Origin of the sequence: Bacillus sp. Bos-x628 (assembly GCF_040500475.1) — a bacterium.
Lineage (GTDB): Bacteria > Bacillota > Bacilli > Bacillales > Bacillaceae > Bacillus > Bacillus maqinnsis.
This window is the reverse complement of the sequence record NZ_CP159358.1, coordinates 1,945,419-1,956,727: the sequence shown is the minus strand read 5'-3', so window position 1 is coordinate 1,956,727 and position 11,309 is coordinate 1,945,419. Positions and strand designations below refer to the sequence as shown.

Below are 11,309 nucleotides of genomic sequence, written 5' to 3'. Positions count from 1 at the left end.
ATTACACATCAAGTTCTTCTCGTTTTTTGCGAATCCATGCGGTCATATAATAAGCGGCATAGCAGAGAATGATGAAGGGAATACCGCAAATGAGTGCAATTCGTTGGTTTGGATCAAAGGCAATGCCAATCACTGATGCAAGGCATAGGAGAAAGGCAGCAATAGGAACCACTGGATAGAGTGGTGTCCGAAATTTCAGATCGTTTAGCTGCCCGCCGTCTTGTAAAAATTTTTTCCGAAACATGAACTGTGAGGCGGCGATCCCCATCCAGACGACAACAACCGCAAGCCCCGAGATTGAGACAAGGACAAGATACACAGTTTCTGGGGCAATGACACTCGATAACAAAGATAAGATACCGCCAATCATACTTAAAATGAGTGCATTTAAAGGAATGCCTTTTGCCGTAAGCTTCGCCAATTTTTTTGGCAGTGTGCGTTCCTCTGAAAGAGACCAGAGCATGCGTGAAGACGCATATAAGCCAGAATTAGCCGCTGATAAAATGGCGGTAAGGATGACAAAATTCATGAAATCTGCGGCATAAGGAATGCCGATCCGGTCAAATACGACAACAAAGGGACTTTTGATCACCCCGGCTTCTTCCACGGGAATCAAACCGGCTAGAACAATGATTGTTCCAACAAAGAAGAGCACAAGGCGTAGCACTGTTGTGCGAATTGCTCGCGGAATGGTCTCATCTGGATTCACACTTTCACCTGCAGCAATCCCAATGAGCTCAGTACCCGAAAAAGCAAAATTGACCGCAAGCATGGTCATGATAATCGGTAAAAAGCCGTTTGGGAAAAGACCACCTTCCCCAGTGAAGTTTGAAAAAAACGGAGCACCTTCACCGCCTTTCAGTGGAATCACGCCAAACATAGCAGCCCCGCCAAGGATAATAAAGAGCATAATAGCCATTACTTTAATACTAGAAAACCAAAACTCTGATTCTGCAAAAAATTTGACTGTAAAAGCATTTAGTAAAAAAATGAAGAGAGCGAAGACACCACTCCACAACCAAACCGACGTATCTGGAAACCAGCGTCGCATTAAAAGTCCTGCCGCTGTAAATTCAGAACCAAGTGCCACCGTCCATGTCAGCCAGTAGAGCCATGCGACCGTATAGCCTGTACCAGGACCAATATATTTCGTCGCATACGTATGAAACGCCCCTGTGACCGGCATCGCAACAGACAGCTCACCTAAACAGAGCATAACGAGATAAACGATTAATGCACCAACGAGATAGGCGAGAATCGTTCCCGCTGGTCCAGCTTGATTGATCGTATACCCAGAGCTTAAAAAGAGTCCTGTTCCGATGACACCGCCTAAAGAAAGCATGAACAGATGCCGGCTCGTCATTTTTCGTTGATATTGTTGTGACTGATCTTTTGCTTGTTCCATGTCTTCCCGTCCTTTTGCTTAGAAGTATGTGTGCTGCTTCAAGAAGCTTACGGTTTTGCCCATTGCAGGATGTCGGTAATATCCTCTGGCGTTGTTCGGCAGCAGCCGCCGATGATTTGTGCGCCGTCTTTGTACCATTGATAAGCACAATCGCCAAAAGTATTATGAGAAGTGTCTCCACTCCATACCTTTTGCTTTGGATCATACACTTCCCCTGAATTTGGGTACACCACAATTGGTTTACTTGTGCCTTTTTTCATTTCTACAATTAAGGATGAAATGAATTGCGGCGGCGTACAGTTCACGCCAACAGCTGCAATCTGTTCGTAAGGCTCAATTGCTTGTACACATTCTCTGATCAAATCACCCTCACTAATATGCAGATCGTCTTTTGCGCTAAATGTGATCCATGCATAGGTGTCACGGAATTCTTCTTTCAGCAGCCTTGCGATAGCCTTTGCTTCAATGAGGCAAGGAATTGTCTCACAAGCGAGAACATCTGCACCAGCGTCAATTAACGCTTGAATTCGGGGTCTGTGAAAATCAATGAGCGCCTGCTCTGTCAACCCGTAATTTCCCTTATATTCAGAACCATCAGACAAATAAGCGCCGAATGGTCCAACGGAACCAGCGACAAATGGTTTTACCCGCCCTTGATGATTGTTCTCATCTTGCCAAAAGATATCTCGTGCTTCTTTTGCTAAAACGACAGATTGTTTCATTAGTTCGATAGCTTTTTCTTTTTCAAAACCTTTTTCAGCGAAGCCATCAATGGTTGTTTGGTAGCTGGCAGTTGTTGCACAGTCAGCACCTGCTTGGAAGTAGTCCAAGTGTACTTGCTGAATCAATTCAGGCTGTTCAATGAGTATTTTGGCAGACCATAAACGGTCGTTTAAATCACAGCCTTTTCGTTCAAGCTCTGTCGCAAGAGCACCGTCCAAAATCAATGGCGCATGAGTCTGTAAGCGGCTTTGAAGTGGATTCATATGAATAGAACAGCCTCCTTTTTAGATTGGAAATGATGGATATGATATGAGGCAGTAGTTTAAATGACTAAAGTGTTTTTGTCAAGGAGAGGAAAAAGCATGAATTGATGAAAAAAACCTTAAAACATGCGGGTTTTAATGTATAAAAATGCAGTCAAAATATTAGAAAACCAAGTCATTGACAGCCTCTAAAAAGAGATATATATTATGGAAAGGTTCATATCAGAAAGCATCATCAAAAGGCAGGGTCTTTTGATTTTATTTTGCCTATCGACTGTCTTCTTTCGTGCAGAAAGAGGGTTTTTTATATGCTTAAAAAAGGGAGGAAAGATGAAATTGAAGAAATGTGTAAAAGATATTGTCATGATTCTGATCGGTTCTTTTTTATTTGCAGTAGCTGTGAATATGTTTGTCATCCCGCTGGAATTTGGTGAAGGCGGCGTAACGGGGCTTTCCATTATTTTTTATTATTTGTTTGAGGTTGCACCATGGCTGACGAACCTTGTGCTTAATGCCATTCTACTTCTTGTGGGGTATAAATATTTGGACAAGAAGACCACAATCTATACAGTGGTCGCCGTCGCAAGTAACTCGCTATTTTTACACCTGACCACAACATGGGTTGTAAATATACATGAATTGATCATTGGTGCCATTTTCGCAGGGATCATTATCGGGGTTGGTATCGGCCTTGTATTAAGAGCCGGCGGAACAACGGCAGGTTCAGCCATCCTTGGGAGAATGGCGAATAAGTATTTAGACTGGAATGTCAGTTATGCTATCTTGTTTTTTGATCTCATTGTTGTATTTGCTTCTTACTTTATTATTGGTGCTGAAAAATTAATGTTGACTATTGTGATGCTGTACGTTGCAACAAAGGTTATGGATTTTGTCATTGAAGGCCTTAACACGAAAAAGGCAGTCACGATTATTTCTTCTTGTAAAGATGACATTGCAGAAGAAATCAATCACACCCTTGACCGAGGTGTGACGATTTTAAATGGACGAGGTCATTATTCAAAGGAATCAAAAGAAATTTTATATGCGGTTATTCAAAAACAAGAGCTTATGCGTTTAAAGAAAATTATTAAGAAAATTGACAGAAACGCATTCGTTGTTGTTCATGACGTGCGAGATGTGTTTGGAGAAGGATTTATGCACATATAAGAGTTCGAGAAAGCCCCACTCTTTCAAACGTAAAGAGTGGGGCTTTTTCAATGTCTACTTTCTAACCGCATTTTCTTTCTTCTCATGATCTCTCTGGACGCTCCGATCATAAACAGTATGATTGGTGTAAAAGTAAAGGTTGTTTAAAACTGCAACTAGCCAGTATGGGGTGTGTGCGACTGGTCTTAGAATATTGGCTTTGACTTACATTTACATAAACAAAAGGATTTTTACACTATCTATTGTCAGTAGATGATTGTTCTAAAACGAAAAGACCCGATTACACGGTTCTTTTTTTCGATCGGGTGACAAAGAAAAAATAACAACATAGTGCGCCGAGGTCGCAGAGCATGATCATGAGCCCCATTGGGAAGGCTGTTTGACTTCCGGCTAAGCCGACAAGCGGTGTCACGCACGCACCCAGAAGCATTTGCGCAACGCCGATAAGGGCAGCCGCACTTCCTGCATGTGCACCGTGATGCTGCATCGCAAGAGATGGAGCAGAAGTACCGACAATTCCAACGCTTGAAACGACAAAAAACAACGGGATGAGAATGCCAAGCAATCCTGCATCAATAGAGATCATCATCAATAAGGTGACCCCGCCTACAGTAGCTGTCACTAGCCCGATACGAAGTACTTTTTCTTCGCCGATTTTCGTAGCGACTCGAGCAAATACTTGTCCAGCTGTGATGATGCCAAGGCTATTGACAGCAAAAGCCGCACTGAAGCCTTGCGGGGAGAGGCGGAAGATCTCTTGTAAAACAAATGGTGAACCTGAGATATACGCAAACATTGCGGCAAAGACAAGACCTTGCGAAAGTGCATAACCGACAAATAAGCGATCACTGGTCAGTATTTTCATGGAGGCAAGGATTTGTTGGAAGCCCCCTGCTTGTCTTTGCTCAACAGGTAAGCTTTCCTGCAAAGAAAACATGGCTCTTAGAAGCATGAGAGCTCCAAGGATACCTAGTAAAATAAACACGCCCTGCCATGTGGTGAAACGTAAAATCTGTCCGCCAACGATAGGGGCCGCTGCTGGGGCAACCCCATTTACAAGCATGAGCAGTGCAAAGAATTTCGTCATCTCTGACCCTTCATAATGATCGCGTACAATGGCACGTGCAATGACAATTCCTGCTGATCCCGCAAGTCCTTGAATCAGTCTTAACAGAATAAACATCCAAATGGATGTGACAGCCGTACATAAAAGAGATGCCACAATAAAGACGACGAGTCCAACCATGAGCGGTTTTCTTCTGCCAATGGTGTCACTGATCGGTCCAGCAATCAACTGACCGAGGGCAAGCCCAATTAAACAAGCCATTAGGCTTAATTGGGATAAGGCTGTGTTTGCTTCAAAATCACGAGAAATATTTGGCAAAGCAGGTAAATACATATCCATTGCCAGAGGTGCAAGTGCTGTTAAAGAACCAAGCAATGCTGCAAGTAAAAAGCGATTTTTCTTCGATTCTTGCGGGTCAGATAATGAATTCATGTGATGACAACACTCCTAGTGTATAAACTGATAACGTCCTTAAATCAGCATAATGAATCAAGCCTTCTTTTTCAATCAAAAAATACGAAGCCTGATTCATGAAAAATGATTGATCTTTCGGAAGAGACTCTTTACATTGGATGAAGAGAAAAGAAGATGATGATTGACATGCAGCTATCACATGATTTTTATTAGACACTTGGAGGTGCTGAAATGAAGCAATATCAAGAGCTGATCATTCGTGAGGATGGGCATTATATCAGCTATTGTCCGTTTAGGAAAAGGGATTGTAGAGACGTTATTATGTAAAAGCATTGCGCTGACAGAAACGTGGGAAAAATCAAACCGCATTCGATTATATGAAAAAATGGGCTTCAAGCGTACGTTTGAGAAAGAATTTGTGAATCAAAATGGTACGCAAGTGAAGAGCTACTAATACGATATACGATAAATTATTCTAAAAGGTGCAATGAAAGTAGATGTCGGAAGGAGCAGTGAAATCTTGTTTCAGATACATGCACATCAATGGGATGAAGTGATAGAGAGAAAAATCAGATATGATGCAGGGGTTGTAGAATATACTTGTCAGTTTTTAGATTCACAAGAACAACAACTTGTGTTGTTTCACAAGATTGAAGACACGTTTTCAATGATCGCCGGTCAAAACAAATTGACGATTCCTAAAGGGAGTTATACCACCGCGTATTATTGGGAAGATCGCCCCTACAATTTATATTTTTGGAGAGATCATCAAGGCAATTACCTCGGCTCCTACTTTAATATTGTAAAGAACACTTGTATACAGGAACAAATGGTTATCTTTGAAGATTTAATGATTGATCTTTTAGTCTTTCCAAATGGTGACTATTTCATTTTAGATGAAGATGAATTGCCGGAGGCTTTGGAGTGTTTTGAGAATGGTTCTGTTTACAATGCGTTATATGTATTAATTGATTCTTTAGAGAGCATACTTTCTCAAGTGAAGTCTGATGCAGAAGGAGTATATCATCACGCAACATTTGTTCCGTTATTAGTTGATAAATAGACACAAAAAAATCGATTCCTTTACGTTAAGGAATCGATTTTCATAGGCTGCTAGCTTTAGTTATTCAGTGGGGAAAGAGCCAAAGACAAGTCATACTTTAATGCGGTTTAATCGTTTTTGTAATTCTGTTTTCGTTTTCGATGCCTTTAGCTTTTTTACTGCACGTTGAGCGGCAGCTTTTGTTTTCTTTGTTCGTTTGATTTCGGCTTTTTTTACTTTTTGTTTTGCGTCGGTTACTTTCTTTTGATAGTCCACTTGTTTTTTGACTTGATCGAGCCGTTTTTGCAGACTCTTTTTCTCTGTGCTTGTGCTTAGTTTATGGATTGCGGTTTGGGCACTTTTTATGGCGTCCTGCGTTTTGTTTTTTTCAGCTATTTTGACCTTTGCACGTGCTGAACGGATATGGATGATCGTTTGTACCTTTTTAATCCGCTCAGTGAGCGTTGTTTTTTGTTTACTTGCTGTGAGCCGACTTATTTTCGTTTTGGCTTGATCGACATCCGCTTGCTTTTTGGACGTTTCGGCTTTTTTAACAGCACTGTTTGCCGCCTTTAAAAAGGTGGATTGCGGAATATATTGCACGCGGCCATAGCCAAATTGTGAATCCTTCCCTTTTGCTCCAAGGTCCATCGTATAGCTGCGCAGTAAGGTGCGAATCTGTACGTTTGTTTTCTTCGGATGAAGCTGTTTTAATAGAGCGAGCATTCCTGTGATATGCGGTGCGGCTTGAGATGTACCGGTTGCGTACCAATATTCATTTTTCAAATAGGTGCTGATGACATTCTCACCAGGGGCAGAAAATTCAATCGCCTTCCCTGTATTGGAAATGGAAGCGAGTTTGTCTTTTTCATTGGTAGCCGAGACCGCAATGACGCTGCTGTAGGCGGCTGGATAACTGATGTGGTTTTTCTTCCCGTCGTTTCCGCTGGCAGCAACGACGAGCAATCCTTTTTTGTAAGCCTTATCTACAGCTGAATGTAAGATAGGAATGTTATCTTCAAATCCAAGGCTTAAGTTGATGATGTCCATCTTATTGGTAATTGCCCAATCAATGCCTCGAAGCAGACTGAACAAATCGCCTTCTCCTTTTTTATCTAATACTTTCACGGCATACAGCTTCACACCAGAAGCGACACCGACTGTACCGTAATCGTTATTCAGAGCACCGATTGTTCCAGCGACATGCGTTCCATGTCCTTCATCATCTTTGTAAGAGGATGTGTAATTCACGAAAGATTTACCGCCAGCAATCTTCAAATCTTCATGCGGAAAAATTCCAGTATCTAAGACTGCTACTTTAATATTTTTCCCTGTGACCCCATCTTTTAATGCTTGTTTTACATTCAATCTCTGTAGGTTATAAGATTTTTGAATCAATTCATCCTGTAGTGTAGTAGTGTGCTTTGTCATGGTAGAAGAAGCCAGTTTCACTTTGACATTCTTTGTCACATAGGCAATGTTTGGGTCTTTTTTTAGGGAGGATACAGCTTTTTCATTCGCTGTGACAGCAACAGCTGGAAGGTGTATGTACTGTGCTTTTACTTTTTCACTTTCCTCAAGTGCTGTTTGTTTTCCTTTTTGGTTTTTATATACGATGATGACCTCTGTTTCTTTTGGCGGTGTGGCTGCTTGTGTGTGGAAGGGTAAAGCAGTTGTCAGGGCAAGAAGAAACGCAATGACAACCAATACTTTCTTTTTCAGAGCAAGGGCTCCTTGCATACGAGATGACCTCCGTCTTTTTTTCTCTATTATATCGGAGAATACAAGATTTTTGTTAGAAGATTCATTGTGTGTATGTAAGTTTTTTCTCAAAAAGCCTTACATTGAAATTCAATCGCTTCTAGTAGACAATAGAGAGATCATGATCAGAGAAAGAAGGATATGCAAATGAATGTAAAAGAGTATATGACATATGATGCGACTGGTTTGGCAGCGCTTGTACGAAATAAGCAGGTGACCCCTCAAGAGCTTGTGCAGGCTGCGTTTACTAGACTGGATGAAGTCAATCCTTCATTAAATGCGGTCATTCGAACAAGAGAAGAACAGGTAGTACAAGATATCAGGCATCTCGAAGCGCATCATCCGTTTGCGGGCGTTCCATTTGTGCTGAAAAATATATCACAAGGACTAGAAAATGAGCCTTTGACAGCGGGGTCTATGCTGTTAAAAGATGTAAAAGCAAAAACGGATTCGCACTTTGTCCGCCGGTTGAAGCTGGCTGGGCTCCTGATGATCGGTCATACAAACACACCGGAATTCGGTTTGAGAAATGTAACGGAACCAGCGTTATATGGTCCGACGAGAAATCCATGGAATGAGGCGTATTCTCCTGGCGGTTCAAGCGGTGGCACCGCTGCCGCAGTTGCAAGCGGTATTGTGCCAGCAGGAGGTGCAAGTGATGGTGGGGGGTCCATTCGTATTCCAGCATCATTTACCGGTTTGTTTGGATTAAAGCCGACAAGAGGCAGAACGCCAGTAGGTCCTGGCGTAGGAAGACAGTGGCAAGGGGCTTCGATAGATTTTACTTTGACCAAAACGGTTCGAGATAGTGCAGCACTTCTTGACTTGCTTCAAGTCATTCAGCCGGAAGCCGCCTTCCAAACACCGTTATACGATGGCAGCTATCAAGAGGATATAGTGAAGCGTATGCCTCGTATGCGTGTAGCTTATTGCATAGAATCCCCAGTTGGAACGAAAGTCAGTGAGGAAGCAAAAATAGCTGTCCTGCAAACAGTGAAATGGCTAAGTGAACAGGGTCACCAAATAGAGGAAGCGAAGCCAGCTATTGATGGTGTCCATCTGATACAGCAATATTATGTAATGAACAGTGGAGAAATGTCTGCATTATTTACATCCTTGGCTCGATCACTTGGTCGACCTGTGAAGCCAGAGGAAACTGATATCGTTGCGTGGGTGCTGGCAGAGGCAGGGAAGAATGTTACGGCTGCTGCCTATACGGAAAGTCTTGATGCATGGGATATGGCGGCCGCACAAATGGCAGAATTTCATCAGACGTATGACCTCTACGTGACACCTGCCGCCGCTTATTCCGCTCCGCGCATTGGTGAGCTCATGCAAACAGATCAGGAAATATCAGCACTTTTACGTGTCTCTTCCCTTTCTATGCAAGCACAGCAGGATCTCATTTATGATATGTTCTTGAAAAGTCTCGCCTACACACCATTTACACAGTTAGCCAACTTAACAGGTCAGCCGTCCATGAGTGTTCCTGTTCATCTGACGCAAGAAGGCCTGCCTTTAGGTGTACAGGTGACAGCTCCTAAAGGAAAAGAAGATTGGTTGTTGAGACTTGCAGCGGAAATGGAGCAATCCTCGCTTTGGAAAGGAACAACTTGCTATAAATAGACATCAATTCATTAAGTAAAGGGAGTGAATACGAAAGAGAACATTATTCATACAGCAGCACATTTTTAATGTAAACAGGGATATCATGCGACTGGATTGAATCAAATTTAGAGAGCGCGCGCACTCCTAAAGGTTCTCTGAATGAACAAGCTTCTCTACTCCCTTTTTTATGCATAAACCATTCTTTCAAGGTGAAGCTATGATAGATAACTTGCGATAAAGGAGGAAATGCGTTGAGAGCTGTTACCTATCAAGGCAAGAATCGAATTGCTGTGAAGCAAGTGGATGCGCCGGCTATTCAAGATCGTGAAGATGTGATTGTTCGGATTACGTCTACTGCTATTTGTGGATCAGATTTGCATTTGTATCAAGGGAACTTTCCTCTGCCGATCGGCTATATTATTGGACATGAGCCAATGGGTATTGTAGAGGAGGTCGGGTCAGATGTAACGGCTGTGAAAAAGGGAGATCGTGTCGTCATTCCATTTACGATGGCGTGTGGCAATTGTCAGTATTGTCATCATCATTTAGAAAGTCAATGTGATGAATCTAACCCTCATTATGATTCAGGTGGATTACTTGGATATAGTGAGAAATTCGGGAATTACCCCGGCGGGCAGGCGGAATATTTACGCGTTCCATTTGGAAACTATACACCGTTTAAGGTTCCTGATGATTGTGAGTTAGAAGATGAACAATTGTTGTTCTTATCTGATGTTCTGCCAACCGCCTATTGGAGTGTGGAGCACGCCGGTGTGAAAAAGGGCGATACCGTCATCGTACTAGGCTGTGGACCTGTTGGGTTAATGGCACAGCAATTTGCTTGGCAAAAAGGTGCAAAGCGGGTGATTGCCGTCGATTATATTGATTATCGCCTGCGTCATGCAAAACGTATAAGCGGTGTAGAAGTATTCGATTTTACAGAAGATGCCGATATGGGGGAAACCTTAAAGGAGCTTACCAAGGGTGGAGCGGATGTCGTCATTGATTGTGTCGGTATGGATGGGAAAAAGTCGCCGCTTGAAAAAATTGAGCAGAAGCTCAAGCTACAGGGTGGGACGATTGGACCGATTCAAATCGCCACCAAAGCCGTTCGGAAATGTGGAACGGTTCAACTGACTGGTGTGTACAGCGGTCTGTATAATATGTTCCCATTAGGCGCTTTTTTCGCAAGAAATGTCACATTGAAAATGGGACAGGCACCTGCAAGGGGGTATATGTCAAAGTTATATCAAAAGGTGGCAAACGGTGAAATTGATCCTAAAGAGATGATTACCCATCAACTGCCGTTAGATGAAGCAGCGCATGCATATCAAATATTCAATGGAAAGCAAGATGATTGTATTAAAGTCATTTTGAAGCCATAAAACGAAAAAGGCTTAAGAGGAATTCCTAAGCCTTTAATGTGCGTTCATCCATCATTTTCTCGATCAATTCAAAGAATGTTTTTTTATCTTCCTCTGATAGGTGATCAAAAAATTGATTGACGAGTAACTGACGATTGTCGATCATTTGTTTTGCAATTTGTTTACCAGATTCAGATAAAGTAATCCATACTGTACGGCGGTCATTGTTATTTCTAGAGCGAATAATTAACCCTTCATCTTCTAAGTGATTGAGAGCGGTGGTTGTAGCAGAGGGAGATAATGAAACTTCCTGCAAAATATTCTTTACAGTACATGATTGGTGACGGTAAATGATACGCAAAATAAACCCTTTCACATTCGTGACATTTTTCGGAATGTTCTTTTCATCTATTCGTTTTGTCGCCTTTAAGTATTTCGTCAGTGCATGGTCTAATAAACTTGCCTCTAGCTCGAAATGTTGCATTCTCCATACCTC

General features: G+C 42.2%; 10 protein-coding genes. 5 read left to right on the top strand and 5 right to left on the bottom strand.

The annotated features are described in order from the left end of the window. Position 1 precedes the first annotated feature (1 nt). Entirely contained in the window at positions 2–1,405 is a 1,404-nt protein-coding gene (gene mmuP / locus ABVJ71_RS10015; RefSeq protein WP_353853909.1) for an S-methylmethionine permease, read from the bottom strand. Positions 1,406–1,452: 47 nt separating this feature from the next. Beyond that, entirely contained in the window at positions 1,453–2,391 is a 939-nt protein-coding gene (mmuM, locus tag ABVJ71_RS10010; protein ID WP_353853908.1) for a homocysteine S-methyltransferase, read from the bottom strand. A gap of 336 nt (positions 2,392–2,727) precedes the next feature. Between mmuM and ABVJ71_RS10005 the strand changes: the two genes are divergently transcribed. Then, positions 2,728–3,558 carry a YitT family protein gene (locus ABVJ71_RS10005; RefSeq protein WP_353856633.1) on the top strand — a complete coding sequence of 277 codons (831 nt, stop codon included), beginning with the start codon at positions 2,728–2,730 and terminating at the stop codon, positions 3,556–3,558. Positions 3,559–3,838: 280 nt separating this feature from the next. On the opposite strand, the gene ABVJ71_RS10000 is transcribed toward ABVJ71_RS10005, so the two are convergent. Continuing rightward, positions 3,839–5,056 carry a multidrug effflux MFS transporter gene (locus ABVJ71_RS10000; RefSeq protein ID WP_353853907.1) on the bottom strand — a complete coding sequence of 406 codons (1,218 nt, stop codon included), beginning with the start codon at positions 5,054–5,056 and terminating at the stop codon, positions 3,839–3,841. A 247-nt stretch (positions 5,057–5,303) separates the two neighbouring features. Here ABVJ71_RS10000 and ABVJ71_RS09995 point away from each other — a divergent pair, with 247 nt between their 5' ends. Both ABVJ71_RS09995 and ABVJ71_RS09990 read left to right on the top strand, forming a co-directional pair. Further along, positions 5,304–5,492: a hypothetical protein gene (locus ABVJ71_RS09995; protein ID WP_353853906.1), complete on the top strand. Its 189-nt coding sequence runs from the start codon at positions 5,304–5,306 to the stop codon at positions 5,490–5,492. A gap of 66 nt (positions 5,493–5,558) precedes the next feature. Next, a complete protein-coding gene (locus tag ABVJ71_RS09990) occupies positions 5,559–6,101 on the top strand; it encodes a DUF402 domain-containing protein (RefSeq protein WP_353853905.1) in 543 nt (180 codons plus the stop codon). 90 nt (positions 6,102–6,191) lie between these two features. On the opposite strand, the gene ABVJ71_RS09985 is transcribed toward ABVJ71_RS09990, so the two are convergent. Next, complete coding sequence (locus tag ABVJ71_RS09985; protein ID WP_353853904.1) at positions 6,192–7,820, bottom strand: S8 family serine peptidase; 1,629 nt, start codon at positions 7,818–7,820, stop codon at positions 6,192–6,194. Positions 7,821–7,988: 168 nt separating this feature from the next. On the opposite strand from ABVJ71_RS09985, the gene ABVJ71_RS09980 reads away from it, so the two are divergent. Together ABVJ71_RS09980 and ABVJ71_RS09975 are read left to right on the top strand one after the other, a co-directional pair. Continuing rightward, positions 7,989–9,467, top strand: a complete 1,479-nt coding sequence (locus ABVJ71_RS09980) for an amidase (RefSeq protein WP_353853903.1) — start codon at positions 7,989–7,991, stop codon at positions 9,465–9,467. Between the two features lie 233 nt (positions 9,468–9,700). Further along, positions 9,701–10,834: a zinc-dependent alcohol dehydrogenase gene (locus ABVJ71_RS09975; RefSeq protein WP_353853902.1), complete on the top strand. Its 1,134-nt coding sequence runs from the start codon at positions 9,701–9,703 to the stop codon at positions 10,832–10,834. Positions 10,835–10,859: 25 nt separating this feature from the next. Here ABVJ71_RS09975 and ABVJ71_RS09970 read toward each other — a convergent pair whose 3' ends face one another. After that, positions 10,860–11,297 carry a MarR family transcriptional regulator gene (locus ABVJ71_RS09970; RefSeq protein WP_353853901.1) on the bottom strand — a complete coding sequence of 146 codons (438 nt, stop codon included), beginning with the start codon at positions 11,295–11,297 and terminating at the stop codon, positions 10,860–10,862. Between the last annotated feature and the right edge of the window lie 12 nt (positions 11,298–11,309).